This is a genomic window from Sutcliffiella rhizosphaerae (genome assembly GCF_917563925.1).
Classification (GTDB): Bacteria; Bacillota; Bacilli; order Bacillales; family Bacillaceae_I; genus Sutcliffiella_A; species Sutcliffiella_A rhizosphaerae.
Map to the genome: position 1 here is coordinate 371,420 of NZ_CAKJTJ010000001.1, position 20,124 is coordinate 391,543.

Sequence of the window (20,124 nt, forward strand, 5' to 3'; positions counted from 1 at the left end):
GAATATGTGCTAGGAGCTTTACGTCTTACACTTGTATCATATTTTAATTAGGCAAAAAAGCCACAGTCGTACTTCTATTCTATCATGGATAGGAATAGAAATAAAAACTGTGGATTTAGTAAAGAAGTGGTTATTACAAACCACCCATTAAGAGCTTTGCATATTCAGAATCTGATGGAAGTATGATAACTGTTTCTCCATCAATGGTCTTCTTATAAGATTCAAGTGTACGATATAGCTCATAAAAGCCTGCATCCTTTGAAAAAGCGTCATTATATATTTTTGCCGCTTCCCCTTCACCCTGTCCTCTAATCGTGTCTGCATCAGCTTCTGCTTTTGCAAGCATTTCTCTTACTGTACGATCGGTTTCTGACATAATTTTATTCTTTTTAGCATCTCCCCGTGACAAGTAATCTTGTGCAGTTGTTTGTCGTTCGGAGATCATACGAGTAAATACTGATTGTTCATTCTCTGGAGGAAGGTCTGTTCTTCTAATCCTAACATCTGTCACATCTACACCATACCCCTCCATTAACGTATTTACCCTTTCTGTTACTTGATCATTTAAACTACCTCTGGAAGACTTTTCATCATTAATAATATCTTCATAATTTAATTGACCTAGCTCGCTTCTAACAACTGAGAAAACAAACTCTGACATTTTTGTCTCCGCATTCACAAGACTTGCCAGTGTGCTTATCATTAGTTCCGGGTCAGTTACTCTCCAGACAACATAGTTATCTATTAGCATACGTTTTTTATCACGAGTATTAATTTCTGAACCCGCTTCATCATAAAGCATTTGGTATTTAGGAACGGTTGTAACAGTTTGAATAAATGGAGTTTTAAATTTTAGACCAGGTTCATCTATAATTTTCACAACTTCCCCGAACTGCCTAACAACCTTATACTCTCCTTCTTTTACAACAAAAACATTTGCGAGAACAACTCCAAAAATAATTAGTAGGACAACTGCCATTAACCCCCCACGAATAATGGTTTTCCATTTCAAATCAGGTTTTTTATTTTCTAGATTTATGATGTTTTGATCACTCATTATTCTCACTTCCTTCCGTGGTGGCTGGCGGTTTAGGTGTAGAAGACTCAGATCGAATTGGTAAGTATTTCATCGTATTGCCATCATCGTTCATAATGAAAATTTCGGCATAAGGTAATACTTCTTCCATCGTTTCTAAAATAAGACGCTTTCTCGTTAATTCTGGTGCATTAGCATACTCGGCATAGATGGAGTTGAACTTTGCAACATCTCCGCGCGCTCGTTCTGTTCTAGCTGCTTTTTCTCCTTCTGCTTTGGCCATGATCGCTGCCTTTTCTCCTTCTGCTTCATTCATTCTTTGACTTTGATATCTTTCGGCTTCGTTTGTTTTCGTAACTTCCATTTCGCGTGCATCTGTAACATCTGTAAATGCTTTACGCACTTCAGCATTTGGCAGTTCAACATCCTGCAAATTGACTGATGTAACAGAAATTCCGATGTCATACGTTTCCATTAAAGAAGTAAGAAGTTCAAATACTTCCAATTCTATTTGTCCTTTACCGGAAGTTAATGCTTCATCAATTTCAGTGCTTCCAATAATACTCCGTAATGAAGCGGAAGTTGCATTATACAGAATGTCCTGAGGGTCATTCGAATTGAATAGGTATTTCCCAGGATCACTTATTTTCCACATAACTACCATATCAGCCAATACGATATTTTCGTCACCTGTAATCATCTTTGTATCCTTTGTAAATTCAACTATTTCGCCATCTTTTTCTTCATAGCCGAATTGAAGACTAAACGTTTCTTTCGATATTTTTTCTACTTCTTGAATTGGCCATGGCATCTTAAAGTGTAATCCTGGCTCACTGATTCCCTCTTCGACCTTACCGAAAGTCATGATAACTGCTTGTTCAGACTGATCGACTGTGTACCAGGATGTTAAGGCAACAGAACCAATCACAGCAGCTAAGATAATCAGAAATACTGCCGTATAAATTCGTTTTATACTCATCAAGTTGTACTCTCCCCTTTTATTCTTCTCGTAAATTAATACGTGGAGATGGGGGAAAAGTTTCGTATTATTGAATAATTTGTTTTTTTATCCTTTCTAGGCATCTATCTCTAAAAACAGAAAAAAAAAGAGAGAGCTGGGTGGGCTCTCTCCTCTTCCAAAATTGGCTCCTTGGATGAAGGGGTTTTCAAGAATTATAATAGCAAAGCTTTGTAAACGGGTAATGAAATAATTGTAAATCTATTGTAAATGTTTGTTTTCTTTTGACAATTTAACCGTAAAAGTTGTTCCTTTATTTAATTTGCTATCTACGGTAATATTGCCATGATGCGCTTCCACAATATGTTTGACGATTGCGAGACCTAATCCAGTTCCACCGGAATTTCTACTTCTCGCTTTGTCTACCCTGTAAAACCTTTCAAATATCCTTGGAATTTCTTCTTGTTCTATTCCAATCCCGGTATCAGCAACACTAATATTTACATTCTCCCCAACATCCATCACTTTCACTGTTACGTTTCCACCACTTGGGGTGTAAGAAAGGGCATTATTAATAAGATTAATAAATACTTGTTTAATTCTCTCTGCATCTACAAATAGAAACAATTCATTGGAAGGTTTAAAAAATATCAGTTCAATATCTTTTTCCTTTGCTTTACCATCAAGGATAAAGATAATTTCTTCTAGCACGGCTATAATGTCAATGTAGCTCGGCAATAACTTAAACCCTTGTTTCTCTAACTTCGATAGATCTAATAAGTCCTCAATTAACACTTGAAGCCTATCGCTTTCTTTTAATATGATGGAAAGAAAGTACTCTAGTGTTTCCTTGTCATTCATTGCTCCATCTAATAACGTTTCTGAAAATCCTTTAATGGACGTAATAGGTGTTTTCAGTTCATGTGATACATTGGCAACAAAGTCTTTTCGCATCTGCTCCAGCTTTTTTAACTCTGTAATATCATGAAAAACGAGTGCAATACCTTTCCATTCATCATTGATACTTATGATTGGTGCACCATATACATCAAAGTGCCTCCGTTCTATTTGGAGTGGTAGAAGCAACTGTTTTCGGACATTAACCTCTGTCATAAAGATCTCTTCAATTAATGTAACTACTTCCTTATGTTCGATTGCTTCATAATAAAGACGATATAAATATTCAGTCGGATCTGCATGAAAGGTATCCTTATATGCCTTATTTATTAAATTGACATACCCACGTCCATCAATTAATATAATCCCACTTCCCATGCTTTCAATGAGAGTCCGCAATCTATCCTGCTGCATTTCTTGTGCCTTTGACATATCTTGAAGGTTTCTTGCTAAAATGTTGATGGATTGACTTAGCATTCCCGTTTCATCCACATGTTCTTCAAACGTTCTTGCCTTATAATTTCCTTTTGCCAGTTCCATCGCCACTTTAGTTGCAGATTCAATCGGACGGGTGTACCTGGAAGTAATTTTAACTCCAAGTAGTAAAATAACCACAAAAGCTGCCCCTAAACTTGCAATAAGTAACCCCCAAATTTGTTGATTTACATTTTGGAGAGAACCAATCGGCGTACTTAGCATGATATAACCATCCCGATTTCCGTTACGGTTAAGTACACTGCCGTAGTAAAACATCTCTTCATCTTGCTCATAGAAAATTCGATCACGTGCTTTATTTTTCTGAACGGCCTCCCCAATCGTATGCTGAAGAGATCCTTCACTAGAAAAAGTTGGTCCGGCTGTGCTATAAAGAACATTTCCATCAATATCTGTAATGCTAATTCGTGCTGAAAGTGTCTTACTTATCTCTTCAAGTTTTACTTGCAATTCAGGTGATAATCGATTTTCCTCTTCCACAAGCATCGTCACTAAATTAGTCTCTTTTATGAGCCTTTGATTAAATGTGTTCAAATAGAACGATTTAAAAAGCTGCCCAAGCAATATCCCCAGTCCGACCAGCACGACAATGATAAGTGTTACGAGTGCAAATAAAAGACGTGATCGAAATCTATTCATACTGCTTTGGTTCCTCCAGCTTATAACCAAGGCCCCTAATTGTTTTTATATATGTAGGTTTTTTAGTATCCACTTCTATCTTTTCACGAAGATGACTAATATGAACATCTACTATGCGCGTATCCCCTGCAAAGTCATAATTCCAAACAGCACTTAGTAGTTGGTCCCTCGTCAGCACTCTCCCTTTATTCTTTGATAGATAGACTAAAAGTTCAAATTCCTTTGGAGTCAATTCAATCCGCTGTCCTTTAAAATATGCCTCATAATGTTCAGGCATAATCTTTACGTCTCCAATTATGATAGCATTAGATTCCTGCTCTACTTTTGGAACAACTACAGCTCCAGATTGTTGCATCTGTTGCATTCTTCTAAGGATTGCTTTTACTCTTGCCACCACTTCTCTTGGGCTAAAAGGTTTTGTCATATAATCATCTGCGCCCAATTCAAGACCCAATACTTTATCAAATTCATCATCTTTTGCAGTGAGCATTAAAATGGGCGTATGCACTTTATGTTGTCTAAGTTCCTTGCAAACCTCGATACCGTCTTTTTTAGGTAACATCAAGTCCAAAACAATCATGTCAAAATGCTCTTCCATAGCTTTAGACAAACCGGATTCTCCATCCATGGCCACAGTTATCTCAAAGCCTGCTTGCTGCAAGTTGTATTGAAGCAAAGTTACAATGGATTGTTCATCATCTACAATAAGTATTTTTTTACTCATCTATTTCCTCCACTAAAATTGTTTTGGAAAACCCATATACCCAATCGCCAATTCCTATTTTCCTATATCTTTACTTTTTCATTCTACACGTAAATAATATTCATCACAATAAATAAAAATTAGTTGAAAAAGAAGTTTATACTCTTTTCGTTCTTCCTGTTTAAATCATAGAGGGACTCTATATTACATAAGAAAATAGGATACTTAATACCAAATAGAATAACGGTAAAACAAAAAAAGTAAGTTTTTACCTATTACCTTTTTTAGTAATCAACTTCGTGCAAATAGGAGCTTAAGCTTGTCAGATTATGCTAAAAACAAAAACTACCCTAACAATAATAAAATTACTGTCAAGGTAGCTTTCAAGAAAAAATAATAATAGTGGTTTTGGGTTTTAAAAGAAGCGATTTAAAAGTTTTCCAAAGCACTGCTTTCCATTGGTTCCAAGCGATGTGGAGGACAAACTTTTATAGAGCCCTTTATGACCGTCTGCTTCTCTTCGTTTGTCCCATGAACGGTCATTAAAATACTATGGTTATTTGCATCTACTTCCACAACTTCAAATAGAAATTGAACTATACCATAGTGATAAACCGGCTTTGGAAATGAAATATCCTGACTTACAATATGACTACCTGGTCCAGGCAAATATTTGGAGACGGCAGATGTAATAATTCCAGTTAACATGATACTAGGTACAATCGGTTTTTTGAAAGGTGTTTGTGATGCATAATCATGCTGAATATATAAAGGATTCGCATCATTCGTAAGACCAAGATATAATAACAAATCTTTATCTTCAATTTTCTCTGTCAGTTCTAATTTTTCCCCTACTTGTATCTCCGCTAGCTTTCTCCCAAGCTTTCTCTTTTTACCAAGTAACATAGAGACACCCCCTACAATGTTTAAAACAAATTGAAAGCGATTACATTATTATGTTAAAAATCCGGGGAAAACATTCCCCGAATAAGATTTCATAACTATGATAACACTTCCATTACACTTTTCACGGATTCTACTGATTTTGCCAACGCTGCTTTTTCATCATCAGTTAGTTCTAGTTCGATAATTTTTTCAATTCCACCGGCACCCAAAATAGTTGGGACACCAAGATAAATTCCTTCATGTCCATATTCTCCTTCAAGATATGCTATGGAAGGGAGGACACGACGGTGATCTTTAAGAATCGCCTCGACCATTTCTACTAGTGATGCAGCAGGAGCATAGTAAGCACTACCATTACCTAGTAGATTTACTATTTCTCCTCCACCTTTTCTTGTTCTTTCTACAATAGCATCTAATCGGTCTTTAGGAAGGAGTGTTTCAAGCGGAATACCACCTGCATATGAGTAACGTACAAGCGGTACCATGTCATCGCCGTGTCCGCCAAGAACAAACCCTGTGACATCTTTTACTGAAAGGTTCAGTTCTTGGGAAACGAATGTACGGAAACGAGCTGTATCCAGTACACCAGATTGACCAATAACGCGGTTTTTAGGGAATCCTGATTCTTTAAAGACCGTATATGTCATCGCATCAACAGGGTTGGTTAAAACAATGATATAGCAATTAGGAGAATGTTTAACAATTTCTTTCGTGACGCTCTTCATGATACTTTGGTTTGTTTGTACAAGATCATCACGGCTCATGCCTGGCTTCCGAGCTATTCCAGCTGTGATGACAACAATATCAGAGTCTTTTGTATCTTCATAGTTAGAAGTTCCTGTAATGTTTGCATCAAAGCCTTGGACAGGACCTGCTTCTAACATATCTAAAGCTTTTCCCTTAGTAGGGTTTTCCATTTGTGGAATATCTACTAGTACAACATCCGCCAGTTCTTTTTGAGCAAGCAGAAATGCAGTGGTTGCTCCCGTAAACCCTCCACCAATCACAGATACCTTTTTACGTCTTATTGTCATGATAACTCCTCCTATTCCCTAATCTAGTGAAAGAGCAGTCCTTATACTTAAATAAGCACTGCTCTTTTACATTTATCATTACATGTTTTTAATTAATTCGTCTCCAAATTCGGAGCATTTGACTTCAGTTGCACCGTCCATCAAACGTGCAAAGTCATACGTTACCACTTTAGAAGCTATGGATTTTTCCATCGCATCTACAACAAGCTTCGCTGCCTCTGTCCAACCAAGGTGTTCAAGCATTAACACTCCAGAAAGGATAACAGAAGATGGGTTTACTTTATCAAGTCCAGCATATTTTGGAGCGGTACCGTGAGTCGCTTCAAAAATAGCATGTCCTGTTTCGTAGTTGATGTTAGCTCCAGGAGCGATTCCAATTCCACCAACTTGTGCAGCAAGTGCATCAGAGATATAGTCACCATTAAGGTTCATCGTCGCAACTACATCAAACTCTTTAGGACGTGTTAAGATTTGTTGTAAGAATATATCAGCGATTGAATCTTTTACAATAATCTTACCTTCAGCTTCCGCAGCTTCTTGAGCTTTATTAGCAGCGTCTTTTCCTTCTGCTTCTGCAATGCGATCATATTGTGCCCAAGTGAATACTTTCTCTCCAAATTCCTTCTCAGCAAGCTCATAACCCCAGTTTTTGAAAGCACCTTCTGTAAATTTCATGATGTTTCCTTTGTGTACTAGCGTTAAAGACTTACGGCCATGTTCGATTGCATAATTGATTGCAGCACGAACAAGACGAGAAGTACCTTCTTCAGAAACAGGCTTAATTCCGATTCCAGACGTTTCAGGGAAGCGAATTTTGTTAACTCCCATTTCTGTCTGAAGGAAATTAATAAGTTTTTCTACTTCTTCAGATCCTTTTGCATATTCGATACCTGCATAGATATCTTCTGTATTCTCACGGAAGATAACCATGTCCGTATCTTCAGGACGTCTTACAGGAGAAGGAACCCCTTGGAAATAACGTACAGGGCGTAAACAAGTGAAAAGATCAAGCTCTTGGCGTAATGCAACATTTAAAGAGCGAATCCCACCACCAACTGGAGTTGTAAGAGGTCCTTTAATTGCAATTATGTACTCACGAATATCTTCTAAAGTTTGGCTTGGTAACCATTCACCTGTTTGGTTGAATGCTTTTTCTCCTGCCAATACTTCTTTCCATACGATTTGTTTTTCGCCATTATATGCTTTTTCAACCGCTGCTTCCAATACTCGAGATGCAGCCGCCCAAATATCAGGACCTGTACCGTCTCCTTCGATGAATGGAATAATTGGGTTGTTAGGTACATTTAATACACCATCAGTTACAGTAATTTTATTTCCTTGTGTCAATGTGAAAACCTCCTAAGAATAATAGTAAGAATGTTCGTTTTTGGAGAGGGTTATCCCTCTCCTTGTTATTATAACAAAGTCTGTTAATTTGTCGCTTCTCTTACCAATTAGCTACGTTTATCCAGTTCTACATACTCTTGTTTCCCAGGACCTGTGTATTCAGCACGAGGGCGAATTAAGCGGTTGTTGGAATATTGCTCTAAAATGTGTGCCAACCACCCAGATACTCGACTTACCGCAAAAATTGGAGTGAATAAATCATGATCAATACCAAGGGAATGATACACGGAAGCACTATAGAAATCTACGTTTGGCGGAAGTGGTTTTTCGGATGTTACAACCTCTTCCACTTTAACGGACATTTCATACCATTTTGGTTGTCCAGTTATATGAGTAAGCTTTTCGGACATTTCACGTAAATGTTTCGCACGTGGATCTCCTTGGCGGTATACTCGATGACCAAAGCCCATAATTTTTTCTTTGTTTGCAAGCTTTTCACGAATATAGGTCTCCGCATTTTCCACTTCTCCAATTTCAGATAGCATCTTCATTACTGCTTCATTGGCACCACCATGTAATGGACCTTTCAATGCACCAATCGCAGCTGTAACCCCAGAGTACACATCAGAAAGGGTTGCTACACATACACGCGCTGTAAATGTCGATGCATTCAGCTCGTGGTCTGCATGCAATACTAACGCCTTGTTAAATGCTTCCACAGCGATATCAGAAGGCTCATCACCTGTTAGCATGTAAAGGAAATTAGCCGCAAATCCTAAGTCCGTTCTTGGAGCAATTGGCGATAAACCTTTACGAATTCTTGAGAACGCTGTCACAATTGTCGGCATTTTTGCTTGAAGACGAACAGCTTTGTGGTAATTAGCTTCCTCATCCATTTTATCTGCATCCTCATCATATAAACCAAGTAGAGAAACTGCCGTACGAAGAGCAGCCATTGGATGCACTTTATCAATTGGGTACGTTTTAAAATGATTGATTACTTCTTCAGGAAGGGCCGCATTTTCCGCAAGCTCTTTTTTAAGTTCATTTAACTCATTCTTGTTAGGCAATTTTTGATGCCAAAGAAGGTAAATTACCTCTTCAAAGCTTGCATGATTAGCTAAGTCATCAATATTGTAGCCAACATACGTCAATGTGTCATCAATAATGGAACTGATAGCCGATGTCGTTGCTACAATTCCCTCTAGACCTTTAGTTGTTGTCATATGAAACCTCTCCTTTATTTGAAATATCCCCAAATCCTTACTCCTATTGTTCACCCGAACGCTTGCTCAAAATAATGATAAAGAACAAATTTATGAATAAATATTAAAAGTTATTTATCAATTCAGAATCTAGCAAACTAAGAAAATGCTTACATTTCCATGCAATAAAATAAGCGCAGTATCACCAGATATCAAGATTCGTGGGAGTGCGCACATTCTTGGCGAACAATAAGTCTCTTGCTGTTTAGGAAGGATGTGTCCTTGTCCCTATTATAAACAATTATCAGACTTTTGTGAATGAAAAGAACGAAAGACTTGTAATAAATATTATAACAAAAAAACAATTTGTGAAAAGTATCTTATGTAAAGTACTCGACAATCTTCATTGCAAGATAAGCTATTCCAGCACCAACTAATGGACCTACTGCTACACCATTAAATAACGCAACTGCTAAAATAGTACCGAATACCAATGCAGCAGTGATATGCGGATCATTTGCTAATAGTGTTAATCCACTCTTAGCTATTAACGCAACGGATACTCCTGCCGCAAGCGCTACCCATGCGTATGAAGATTTAAGCGCTTCTTGTAATTGTTTAAATCCAATATCTCCGGTCGCAATTGGAACTAGAACGGCGATGGTAATAATCGTAACGCCCCAATTGATTCCTTTTGCTTGCAGGTGTGGAAACACTTTATTATCCAAACCTATCAACTTTATAAATAATAGTACTCCAACTGCAAACATGAGTGATGGATTTTTTGCTATAAAACCTATCAACAAAAGTATGAGTAAAAACAATGTTGGCTGACTTATCATTCCATTTCATCCTTCCAAGTCCATTCCCCTTTTCATACTATCATAATGAATCATGAAAGAAAAAGAGTTAGTATTGTACTGAATATTGTTAATTTTTCATATTATCGCTAGGAAAAGAAGTATTGAGGTTGTAAAATAGTATTAAGTAAATTATGGTAATGAGAGGTGTTCATGTGAACTGGAATTACGTACATATTTTCTTTCGATTTCTTTTAGTCCTGCTAATCATAATTTTAGGGATTTATGCTTCATATCACATATTTTCCATCGCATATCCATTTATCATAGCTTTAATCTTGGCCTTCTTTATTAATCCACTAGTGAATGTACTAGAGGGAAAAGGAAAGCTTCCGCGAAGCTTAGCCGTTTTTATATCAATCCTCGCTGTTTTTGCAGCCGTTGCAGGTATTGTCACATTGCTGATCGTAGAAATTGTATCTGGTACTGAATATTTAGCAAAAGTTGTACCAGGTCATTTTGAAACACTTGTAGTATATGGGGAGACATTTATCGTTACGCAAATATTACCATTTTTCAATCAGATAACCGCTATGTTTCATAGCCTCGAAGAAGGACAGCAACAATCATTAATGACGAACATTGAAAATATTGGTGGAACAGTAGCTAGCACAGTCGGCAGCTTTATCCAAAATTTCCTGACTAATCTTCCTAAGCTAATTACTTGGATCCCTAGCTTTGCCACTGTCCTGATTTTTTCTTTATTAGCCACCTTCTTCATAAGTAAAGACTGGTATAAACTGAAAGCTAGGCTACAAAAATTCACTCCACCAAAGGTACAAGGTAGCCTAACAAATGTATTCTCCAGCTTAAAAAGGGCCTTTTTTGGATTCTTACGAGCCCAAGCAACCTTAATATCCATTACAACCATTATCGTATTAATCGGATTACTTATTCTTCGGGTTGAATATGCTATAACCGTTGCTTTAATAATTGGCCTTATTGATTTAATCCCTTATTTAGGAACGGGTCTAATCTTTGTTCCTTGGATCATTTTTTTAGCCATCAGCGGGAATTTACCACTTGCTATTGGTTTGGGGGTTTTATATTTAATTGTCATTGTCCAAAGACAATTAATGGAGCCAAAAATATTATCAACAAGCATCGGTCTTGATCCATTGGCAACACTTATCTCCTTATTTGTCGGTTTTCAGTTGATGGGTTTTTTAGGGTTGATCGCAGGTCCTGTTGTGGTCGTTATATTTAATACTCTATGGAAGGCTGGAGTCTTTAAAGATATTTATTTATATGTTGTAGGAAAAAACAGAGTTGTTTAATATAAGTCAGCCTATCTCTTAGAATGGGCTGGCTTTTTCTTTTTCCGTGATGACATAAAAATCCGCTATCCCAAAGGGAGAGCGGAAATGATTAACTATTTAAAAAGATTTGCTATTGATTGGAATAGGTCACGGAAGAAATCTGCCACACCTTGCCAAAAACCTTCATTTCCAACTACTTCTTCAATCCTGTTTTTAATATCCTTAGAAATATCTTCGAGTTGTTTTTTTACGTTATCAAAATTTATATCCAAAGAACGCATTTTTTCAAACAAATCAATAAGAAGCTGTCTGTCTTGGTCGCTAAGTTCAATTTTAAGTTTAGAAAGTTGTTCTTCCACGATTCGTTCTACATCTTCCCTAGATGCAGGATTTTGATCAGCAATTTCCTTCTTTATTTCTGTGAGCAACTCACTAACCTTTTCACTGTCTAGTCCTTCTTTTTCTGCAAGGTCAGTAGCAAGTGTCAATTCTTCATTTGCAACTTCCATCCGGTCCTTATTTAATGTTTCTCCACTAACTTCATAGGCCTTATAAATCCCAACAAGTGCAGAGTGACCACTTACCTTTACAGGTGATACGACGATGACCTCAGCATCTTCAATACCAGCGGTTAGTAGTGCGTTTGCGTACATATCATCCGTTACTTGTGTTATATTCTCCGGGGTGGCCCGGTTAATTGTCAGACCCTCGCCTTTTTCTTTTCTAGTAATTTTTGCAGAAGAAAACATGCGGGCGTTACGGTCTTCACCATCAATGTATTTGACTAAATCTTCACCTGTTACGGTAATTTCTTCTACCATTTCAGGATTTTTAACTTTTAAGAGATCACGTACTTCTTGCTTTTGACTATCATTCAATGTTCCACCATAAACGACAATTGGAAGGCCAAATTTTTCATTAATACTTTCTTCTTCATCTTCTCCACCAGAAGCGTTTGCGATATTTGGCATACTAAGTCCAGAAATAACCAAGGCTAAAATCAGCAATAATTTAAACCAATGTTTCATGATCTTCCCCCATTAGTAAATATTTTTTCAATTTTTATCTTCTGTTAATAATAATGTATTGTCCTCTATGCATCCTATTTCGAATCACTCGAAATATAGCAGGTTTTATCAGATTTCTAAAAAAAGGGAAAAGCAACGCTAGTCCAATGAAATCAGTTAAAAACCCTGGCACTATTAATAATAATCCCCCAAAGAATATACACAATCCATCTATTAAAACATCTCCAGGCATTTGACCGTTGTTAATTTTTTGTTGGGCATTCCGTAATGCAGAAAGTCCTTGGCGTTTAGTAAGCAACACTCCTAACATACCTGTAAGGAACACCATCAATAATGTCGGCATTGCGCCAATGTTTTTCCCCACTGTAATAAAAAGAAAGATTTCCAGTGCAGGTACCACAATAAGCAATAATAGTATGATTCTAAACAATAGTGGTCAACCCCATTTCTCTTTTAGACAACCAAATGTCTCATTAATTATAGCAAAAAACAAAAAATAACTCTAATTTTAGCTAAAAAGAAGACCCCCTTCCTCTAACAAATAGTAAGAATGAAGGGGGTCAGTCGTATTAATTATAGTACGCTTGCGTGGCCATTATAAATCGTTCCACGGGATGAATCTACAGTTATTTCTTGTCCATCATGGAAAACAGAAGTTGCATGTTCCACTCCAACTATTACAGGGATACCAAGACTTAATCCGACTACTGCGGCATGACTTGTCAATCCACCTTCTTCTGTAATAAGTGCTGATGCTTTTTCCAATGCTGGCATCATATCTTTGTCCGTTCCATTCGTTACAATAATTGCACCATCGGTCATTTTGGTTTGCGCTTCTTCAGCAGTTGTAGCAACAACCACTTTACCGAAAGCTGATTTTCTGCCAATTCCTTGGCCACTTGCAAGAACATCCCCAACTACATGAACTTTCATCAAGTTGGTCGTTCCTTTTTCTCCTACTGGCACACCTGCTGTAATAACAATCAAGTCACCATGCGATACGATACCAGTATTCAAGGACTCTTCCACTGCAACATCAAGCATTTCATCCGTGGAGGTAGCTTGACGTCCTATTCGAGGATATACACCCCAAACAAGGGCAAGCTTCCTAGATACTGCTTCACAGGAAGTAACAGCAACGATTGGAGCTTTAGGACGATACTTTGAGATCATACGTGCAGTATGACCACTTTCTGTAGGTGTAACAATCGCAGAAACATCTAAGCTGATAGCTGTATAAGCAACAGATTGTCCAATTGAATCTGTAATGGTCAAAGCAGCCTGCTTGCTATTTTTATTTAATATTTCTCCGTAAGACAACGCTTGTTCTGCACGGGAAGCAATGTTATGCATCGTTTGAACCGCTTCTACCGGATAAGATCCTGCTGCTGTTTCCCCAGAAAGCATGATCGCATCTGTACCATCAAAAATAGCATTCGCCACATCACTTGCCTCGGCACGGGTTGGACGTGGATTACGTTGCATGGAATCTAGCATTTGTGTTGCAGTAATAACAGGTTTTCCTGCAATATTACATCTCTTAATCAGTTCTTTTTGCACAAGAGGAACTTCTTCTGCTGGAATTTCTACACCAAGATCTCCACGAGCAACCATCAAACCATCAGATACTTCCAGGATTTCATTGATGTTATCTACACCTTCCTGGTTTTCAATTTTAGGGATGATTTGAATATCACCGGCATTGTGTGCTTCTAATAGCTCACGGATTTCCAATACATCGGATGCACGTCTTACAAAGGATGCTGCAACAAAGTCAACTCCTTGTTCAATTCCGAAACGGATATCATTTGCATCCTTTTCCGTCATCCCAGGCAAGTTTACTTTTACACCAGGTACATTCACACCTTTTTTATTTTTCAACGTACCAGAGTTTAGAATTTTTGTATGAATTTCATCATTCCCTACCTCTACTACTTCAAGACCAATAAGGCCGTCATCCAGTAGAATACGGGAACCAGGAGAAACATCCTCCATAAGTCCAGGATAAGAAATCGAGAATCTTTCAGTTGTTCCTACTACTTCTTCCATAGAAATAGTAATAGAATTTCCAGCAATAAGTTCGATTGCACCATCCTGCATCGTATGAGTTCTAATTTCCGGGCCTTTTGTATCTAATAGTATTGCAACATTCTTTCCAGTACTTTCAGCTGCTGTGCGGATATTACGGATTCTCGCTCCATGCTCTTCAAAATCTCCATGGGAGAAATTTAGACGAGCAACATTCATTCCTGCTTCTATGAGTTGTGTTAATTTCTCTACACTTTCACTAGCCGGTCCGATTGTACATACAATTTTGGTTTTTTTCATGTATAGTTCCTCCAATTTATTATTCCGATCTAATACAACCATTTTATTATAAATCAAGTGGGTACCTTGCCACCAACCAAATTATGTATACCCTGGTAATGAAAACGATTCCAAAGTGAAAATATTATTAAATGGAAAGTTCTTTTGACAGGTTATACATTTTCTTATCTATCGTGTGGGTTTGAGATAATGCTTCAATAATATCATGATCCACAAGTATGTTTTGTTGAATTCCGACACATCTTCCTCCGTGTCCATCAATTAGTAGCTCTACTGCCCTTGCACCTAAACGGCTTGCAAGCACTCTGTCAAATGCTGTTGGAGATCCTCCACGCTGGATATGTCCCAACACACTAACACGTGTTTCAAATTTGGTTTCTTCCTCAATTTTCTTCCCGAATTCAACGCCACTTCCTACACCTTCTGCAACAATAATAATACTGTGTTTTTTACCACGTTCAGTACCGCGCTTAAGTCTCGCAAGCACTTCCTTCATATCATCTTTTGCTTCAGGAATGAGGATTGTCTCTGCACCACCAGCAAGTCCTGCCCATAAAGCTATATCTCCGGCATGACGGCCCATTACTTCGATAACATATGTACGTTCATGAGATGTCGCAGTATCACGAATTTTATCAATAGCATCAATCACTGTATTTAAAGCTGTATCAAAACCGATAGTAAAATCAGTACCTGGTATGTCATTATCAATGGTTCCTGGCACACCGATGCAAGGAAAGCCATGTTCCGTTAGCTTTTTTGCGCCTTGGTAGGAGCCATCTCCACCTATAACTACTAAAGCTTCAATTTCATGCTTGTTCAATTGCTCAATTCCTTTAAGCTGCCCTTCACGGGTTTTAAATTCTTCGCAGCGAGCAGAATAAAGCATTGTACCTCCACGATGGATAATATCCCCAACAGAACCTATTTCTAGCTTCTTTATGTCACCTTCTATAAGTCCTGCATACCCACGATATACCCCAAATACTTCTATATTGTGATAGATGGCCTTCCTAACAACCGCTCGAACAGCAGCATTCATACCAGGTGCATCGCCACCACTAGTTAGTACGCCTATTCGTTTCATTTATTTCACCTCTTGAGCTTATTTACCTATTAAAACATATCCAAACACTTATTTTATTAGAAATATACGTGTTATGTAAAGCATCTTTATAAAAATTAACATGTGAATTTGTCGAAAACAACAGATATTTGTCGGCTAATTGTTTCAAAAAAGTAAACTTATAGCGGTCTCATCGTATAACATACCCAGTTTTGCTGCATATAACTACCAATTTAAAATAATTATTATTTAGTTCGGCATAAAAGAAAGGACGAGTTTTTGGATCTCGTCCCATTCCAATTCTTATAAGTTTATTTTCTCAGCAGCCGGTTGTTCCTTCAACTGTTCTTTAAAAGAAAAAGAACCAATTCGTTTATATTTCGCGTAACGGTGCTCAATCAATTCGTCCGCTGAGAGTGGGATTAGATCTTGTAAAGATTCCTTCAAAATCTCCTTAATACCCTCGGCTTGATAATTCGTATCTTTATGCGCGCCGCCTTTTGCTTCCGGAATAATCTTATCAATGATTCCTAAATCATACAGGTCTGGTGCAGTAATTCTCATAGATTCGGCAGCTTTCTTCGCAAGACTAGCATCCTTCCAAAGAATGGCTGCTGCTCCTTCAGGAGATATTACAGAGTACGTAGAGTTTTCAAGCATATGAACATGGTTCCCTACTCCAAGTGCCAACGCGCCACCACTACCACCTTCACCGATGACAATACAAATAACAGGTACTTTTAACCCCGCCATTTCAAATAGATTTTTAGCAATTGCTTCACTTTGCCCGCGTTCCTCTGCCGCTTTTCCAGGATAGGCTCCTTTTGTATCAATGAAACAAATAATAGGTCTGTTAAACTTTTCTGCCTGATACATAAGCCTCAAAGCCTTACGATAACCTTCTGGATGTGGCATTCCGAAATTACGGCGAATGTTTTCTTTTGTATCCTTACCACGTTGGTGACCGATAATGGTTACAGGAATTCCTTCAAACTTCCCGATTCCTGCCACAATTGCTTCATCATCCCCATAGTACCTGTCACCATGCAACTCTAAAAAGTTTGTAAATACTCGTTCAATATAATCCAGAGTGGTGGGACGTTCTGGATGTCTTGCAATTTGAACACGATCCCATGGAGTGAGATTTCCGTATATATCAGATTCTAGTTTTTGTAATCTTACTTCTAGCTTCTCTATTTCACTCGTAAGATCCATGTCACTATTTTTTGTAAATTCTTTTAATTCCCCAATTTTTTTGCGGAGTTCAACAACCGGTTTTTCGAATTCCATTTCTCCTACCACTTTGTCTCGCCCCTTTCTTGATGAATATCCAATACTGTTGTTAAAGTTTCTTTTAATTCAAGGCGAGGAATAACAGCATCAAGTTGCCCACACTTTAGCAGAAACTCTGCAGTTTGGAAGTCTTCTGGAAGATCCTCACGAATCGTCTGTTCAATAATACGGCGTCCAGCGAATCCTATCAAAGCTTTAGGCTCAGCAAAATTAAAGTCTCCTAGAGATGCAAAACTCGCTGATACTCCACCTGTTGTCGGGTGTGTCATAATAGAAATGATTAAGCCGCCTTTTTCACTATGAAGTTTCAAAGCACTACTAGTCTTTGCCATTTGCATTAAACTTAAAACTCCCTCTTGCATCCGCGCTCCACCAGAAGCAGTAAAAATTAGAAAAGGCACTTTCTTTTCTGTCGCTTTTTCGATTGCTCTCGTAATTTTTTCTCCAACAACTGAACCCATACTTCCCATACGGAATGTAGAATCCATTACAGCAATCACGAGTGGTAATTCATTTATAGTTCCTTCACCTGTCACAACTGCTTCATTTATGCCTGTTTTTTTACGGTCACCTTCAAGCTTTTCTAAATATTGAGGAAAATGAAGTGGATTTTCCGATACCATGTCCACATCATAAGCTTGAAAAGTCCCTTCATCAAGTAAGCTTAGAATTCTTTCTTTTGCATTCATAGGGTGATGGTGCCCACAGTGCAGACATACTTTTAAATTCTTCATCAATTCTTTCGTATACATTATTTTTTTACAGCTTGGACATTTTGTCATAATCCCTTCTGGAACATCTTGCTTTGCTTGTTCTGATGGGATGGAAGCATATTTTTTCTTCTTTGTGAACAAATCCTTTAACAAAACGATAGAACCTCCCTTAAATTGAGTCCGGAAAAGACTCCGTGCATATTTAAAATCAACCTAATAGTTATTACTTAGTTTTGGTATTTGGTACTAATAACAGATCAAAATATTGGCAAGTAAGGCTGTCAACATTATTTCCATAAAACTTCCTTTACTTACCTTTTTCCTCATACTGTAAATGTAACGGAAATTATATTTTGGATGTTGTAGATTTATGTCTGCTTTCTATCAACAAATTCCGCAAAATATTTTTCATATAACATTAAAACTCTTTCCAATTGCCCTTCTCTTAACATTTCTAGCAACTCCATATACACACCGTTCTCTATCATATTACCTTTTGCGATAATAAGTGCATAACTATTGACAAGTGACCAGATTCTTAAGAGTAAGCTGTTATTCACAGTTATAAATAACCTTTTGAAAAAGTCAGTTCTCTCAGGGTTTTTCTCTATTAAGTTTTTTAATGATTCATAATCAGCAACATCTGCTTTTTTCATAAAGAGAAGCAGACAGGATTTTTCTATTTCACATTTTGTTTCTAGGAGATCCGTTTTGGTCTTGTCCTGTTCCAATATAAATGTTCCTAAAATCTCCACCAGGTGGTGCTCTTTAAAATCCTTGATAAATGTTCCTTCTCCACGCCTTGTTTCTATTAACCCTAGTAACTCCAAGGCCCGAAGTGCTTCCCGAACAGAAGAACGCCCGACATGGAGTCTGTCGGACAATTCTCGTTCAGATGGAATTTTGTCACCTGTTGTCAATCCATCTTCCATGATGATGGATCGAATTTTTTTCACTATCTCCAAATACATTTTAGTTGTTGCCATATACTATTCACTTTTTCCAATAATAGCTGTACGCCTTGTTTTTTCTGCAACCTCTTCAGGGTCAACTTTAATACGAGCAACACCTGTTTCCATTGCTGCATTTGCAACTGCAGCAGCAACTGCAGGTGCTACGCGAGGGTCAAAAGGTGCAGGGATAACATAATCAGCTGAAAGTTCATGGTCTGCTACAAGACTCGCTATCGCTTCAACAGCTGCTATCTTCATTTGTTCATTAATATGAGTTGCTCTAACGTCCAGTGCTCCCCTAAAAATCCCTGGGAATGCAAGGACATTGTTTACTTGGTTAGGAAAATCAGAACGGCCTGTCCCAACTACGCTTGCTCCAGCCACTTTTGCTTCTTCCGGCATTATTTCAGGATTTGGGTTAGCCATTGCAAAGATAATAGAATTATCGTTCATACTTTCTACCATCGTTTGTGTCAGGGCACCTTCAACGGACACACCAATGAACACATCCGCCCCTTTCATGACATCAGCAAGTGTACCTTCTATTTTATTTCGATTTGTATAGGTAGCCACATCTGCCTTTACACTGTTCATTCCAAAAGGACGTCCTTCATAAATAGCGCCTTTGGAATCACACATCGTAATATCTCGCACACCATATCGATATAATAATTTTATAATTGCAATCCCGGCTGCTCCCGCTCCATTGGCTACCACTTTTATTTCTCCAATGTTTTTACCAACAAGCTTCAAAGCATTTACAAGACCTGCCACAGTAACAATCGCTGTTCCATGCTGGTCATCATGAAAAATAGGAATATTCGTTTCCTTTTTTAATCTTTCTTCTACTACAAAACAGTTTGGAGCAGCGATATCTTCAAGGTTGACACCCCCGAATGTTGGCTCCAATAGCTTTACAGTTTCTACAATCTTATCTACATCTGTAGTGTTCAAACAAATCGGAAATGCATCTACTCCTGCAAAGCTTTTGAATAGTACTGCTTTCCCTTCCATAACAGGCAAGGCTGCCTCAGGACCAATATTCCCAAGACCTAGCACCGCTGTGCCATCAGAAACTACCGCTACCATATTGCCTTTCATTGTATAGTCATAAACTTTATTTTTATCATCATAAATTGCTTTACACGGTTCAGCTACCCCAGGAGAATATGCAAGACTCAAATCTTGAGCATTTCTAACAGGCACTTTTGATTTAGATTCTAATTTTCCTTGATGAACTTTATGCATATGTAAGGCTTCTTCTTTTAATGACACTGATTACATCCCCCTTGCAATTTAGCTTTTTGTTAGTAAGAAAAGCGGAAGCGCCTCGTTCAGCTGCGAAAAGGTTGGTTTTTACCTTCTTGACGCCTTCAAGCTGGAGCTAAAAATTACTATATATTG

Annotated in this window: 18 protein-coding genes; 1 reads left to right on the forward strand and 17 read right to left on the reverse strand. The window is 37.9% G+C overall.

What is annotated here, in order from left to right; genetic code table 11:
* Positions 1–133: 133 nt before the first annotated feature.
* The 9 genes from hflC to LRP81_RS01900 form a co-directional block, all read right to left on the reverse strand.
* Positions 134–1,057, reverse strand: coding sequence for a protease modulator HflC (gene hflC / locus LRP81_RS01860; protein ID WP_230499521.1), 924 nt, complete (start codon positions 1,055–1,057; stop codon positions 134–136).
* Complete coding sequence (gene hflK / locus LRP81_RS01865) at positions 1,050–2,015, reverse strand: FtsH protease activity modulator HflK (RefSeq protein WP_399206826.1); 966 nt, start codon at positions 2,013–2,015, stop codon at positions 1,050–1,052. The genes hflC and hflK overlap by 8 nt, the downstream gene beginning before the upstream one ends.
* Positions 2,016–2,255: 240 nt before the next feature.
* Positions 2,256–4,025 (reverse strand): two-component system histidine kinase PnpS, encoded by a 1,770-nt coding sequence (gene pnpS, locus LRP81_RS01870; RefSeq protein WP_230499523.1) that lies wholly within the window; start codon positions 4,023–4,025, stop codon positions 2,256–2,258.
* Entirely contained in the window at positions 4,018–4,749 is a 732-nt protein-coding gene (locus tag LRP81_RS01875) for a response regulator transcription factor (protein WP_230499524.1), read from the reverse strand. Before LRP81_RS01875 ends, pnpS begins: the two co-directional genes overlap by 8 nt.
* 408 nt (positions 4,750–5,157) lie before the next feature.
* The gene (locus LRP81_RS01880) at positions 5,158–5,634 is read right to left on the reverse strand and encodes a MaoC/PaaZ C-terminal domain-containing protein (RefSeq protein WP_230499525.1); all 477 of its coding nucleotides are present in this window, start codon (positions 5,632–5,634) and stop codon (positions 5,158–5,160) included.
* A gap of 95 nt (positions 5,635–5,729) precedes the next feature.
* Positions 5,730–6,668, reverse strand: a complete 939-nt coding sequence (gene mdh, locus LRP81_RS01885; protein WP_230499526.1) for a malate dehydrogenase — start codon at positions 6,666–6,668, stop codon at positions 5,730–5,732.
* A 78-nt stretch (positions 6,669–6,746) separates the two neighbouring features.
* Complete coding sequence (gene icd / locus LRP81_RS01890) at positions 6,747–8,015, reverse strand: NADP-dependent isocitrate dehydrogenase (RefSeq protein WP_230499527.1); 1,269 nt, start codon at positions 8,013–8,015, stop codon at positions 6,747–6,749.
* Between the two features lie 107 nt (positions 8,016–8,122).
* Positions 8,123–9,241 carry a citrate synthase gene (citZ, locus tag LRP81_RS01895; protein ID WP_230499528.1) on the reverse strand — a complete coding sequence of 373 codons (1,119 nt, stop codon included), beginning with the start codon at positions 9,239–9,241 and terminating at the stop codon, positions 8,123–8,125.
* A gap of 359 nt (positions 9,242–9,600) precedes the next feature.
* Entirely contained in the window at positions 9,601–10,062 is a 462-nt protein-coding gene (locus tag LRP81_RS01900; protein WP_230499529.1) for a DUF441 domain-containing protein, read from the reverse strand.
* A 173-nt stretch (positions 10,063–10,235) separates the two neighbouring features.
* On the opposite strand from LRP81_RS01900, the gene ytvI reads away from it, so the two are divergent.
* Complete coding sequence (ytvI, locus tag LRP81_RS01905) at positions 10,236–11,357, forward strand: sporulation integral membrane protein YtvI (protein WP_230499530.1); 1,122 nt, start codon at positions 10,236–10,238, stop codon at positions 11,355–11,357.
* Positions 11,358–11,452: 95 nt separating this feature from the next.
* Here ytvI and LRP81_RS01910 read toward each other — a convergent pair whose 3' ends face one another.
* The 8 genes from LRP81_RS01910 to LRP81_RS01945 all read right to left on the reverse strand — a co-directional run bounded on the left by LRP81_RS01910 (position 11,453) and on the right by LRP81_RS01945 (position 19,995).
* Positions 11,453–12,367 carry a DUF1002 domain-containing protein gene (locus tag LRP81_RS01910; protein ID WP_230499531.1) on the reverse strand — a complete coding sequence of 305 codons (915 nt, stop codon included), beginning with the start codon at positions 12,365–12,367 and terminating at the stop codon, positions 11,453–11,455.
* 34 nt (positions 12,368–12,401) lie between these two features.
* Positions 12,402–12,797, reverse strand: a complete 396-nt coding sequence (locus tag LRP81_RS01915) for an FxsA family protein (RefSeq protein ID WP_230499532.1) — start codon at positions 12,795–12,797, stop codon at positions 12,402–12,404.
* Between the two features lie 143 nt (positions 12,798–12,940).
* Positions 12,941–14,695, reverse strand: a complete 1,755-nt coding sequence (gene pyk / locus LRP81_RS01920; protein ID WP_230499533.1) for a pyruvate kinase — start codon at positions 14,693–14,695, stop codon at positions 12,941–12,943.
* 127 nt (positions 14,696–14,822) lie between these two features.
* Positions 14,823–15,782, reverse strand: a complete 960-nt coding sequence (gene pfkA / locus LRP81_RS01925; RefSeq protein WP_230499534.1) for a 6-phosphofructokinase — start codon at positions 15,780–15,782, stop codon at positions 14,823–14,825.
* A gap of 282 nt (positions 15,783–16,064) precedes the next feature.
* On the reverse strand, positions 16,065–17,063 hold the full coding sequence (accA, locus tag LRP81_RS01930) for an acetyl-CoA carboxylase carboxyl transferase subunit alpha (protein WP_230499535.1): 999 nt from the start codon (positions 17,061–17,063) through the stop codon (positions 16,065–16,067).
* Entirely contained in the window at positions 17,057–17,920 is an 864-nt protein-coding gene (gene accD, locus LRP81_RS01935; protein WP_230499536.1) for an acetyl-CoA carboxylase, carboxyltransferase subunit beta, read from the reverse strand. Before accD ends, accA begins: the two co-directional genes overlap by 7 nt.
* 215 nt (positions 17,921–18,135) lie before the next feature.
* Positions 18,136–18,753: a FadR/GntR family transcriptional regulator gene (locus LRP81_RS01940; protein ID WP_230499537.1), complete on the reverse strand. Its 618-nt coding sequence runs from the start codon at positions 18,751–18,753 to the stop codon at positions 18,136–18,138.
* Positions 18,754–18,756: 3 nt separating this feature from the next.
* Entirely contained in the window at positions 18,757–19,995 is a 1,239-nt protein-coding gene (locus LRP81_RS01945; RefSeq protein ID WP_230499538.1) for an NAD(P)-dependent malic enzyme, read from the reverse strand.
* Positions 19,996–20,124 lie beyond the last annotated feature (129 nt).

Bases quoted from the DNA above. Each gene is read 5' to 3' on its own strand.
- LRP81_RS01910 (WP_230499531.1), bottom strand. From the start codon at position 12,367: ATGAAACATTGGTTTAAATTATTGCTGATTTTAGCCTTGGTTATTTCT.
- hflC (WP_230499521.1), bottom strand. From the start codon at position 1,057: ATGAGTGATCAAAACATCATAAATCTAGAAAATAAAAAACCTGATTTG.
- mdh (WP_230499526.1), bottom strand. From the start codon at position 6,668: ATGACAATAAGACGTAAAAAGGTATCTGTGATTGGTGGAGGGTTTACG.
- LRP81_RS01900 (WP_230499529.1), bottom strand. From the start codon at position 10,062: ATGATAAGTCAGCCAACATTGTTTTTACTCATACTTTTGTTGATAGGT.
- LRP81_RS01940 (WP_230499537.1), bottom strand. From the start codon at position 18,753: ATGGCAACAACTAAAATGTATTTGGAGATAGTGAAAAAAATTCGATCC.
- pnpS (WP_230499523.1), bottom strand. From the start codon at position 4,025: ATGAATAGATTTCGATCACGTCTTTTATTTGCACTCGTAACACTTATC.
- citZ (WP_230499528.1), bottom strand. From the start codon at position 9,241: ATGACAACAACTAAAGGTCTAGAGGGAATTGTAGCAACGACATCGGCT.
- LRP81_RS01875 (WP_230499524.1), bottom strand. From the start codon at position 4,749: ATGAGTAAAAAAATACTTATTGTAGATGATGAACAATCCATTGTAACT.
- LRP81_RS01880 (WP_230499525.1), bottom strand. From the start codon at position 5,634: ATGTTACTTGGTAAAAAGAGAAAGCTTGGGAGAAAGCTAGCGGAGATA.
- hflK (WP_399206826.1), bottom strand. From the start codon at position 2,015: ATGAGTATAAAACGAATTTATACGGCAGTATTTCTGATTATCTTAGCT.
- pyk (WP_230499533.1), bottom strand. From the start codon at position 14,695: ATGAAAAAAACCAAAATTGTATGTACAATCGGACCGGCTAGTGAAAGT.
- pfkA (WP_230499534.1), bottom strand. From the start codon at position 15,782: ATGAAACGAATAGGCGTACTAACTAGTGGTGGCGATGCACCTGGTATG.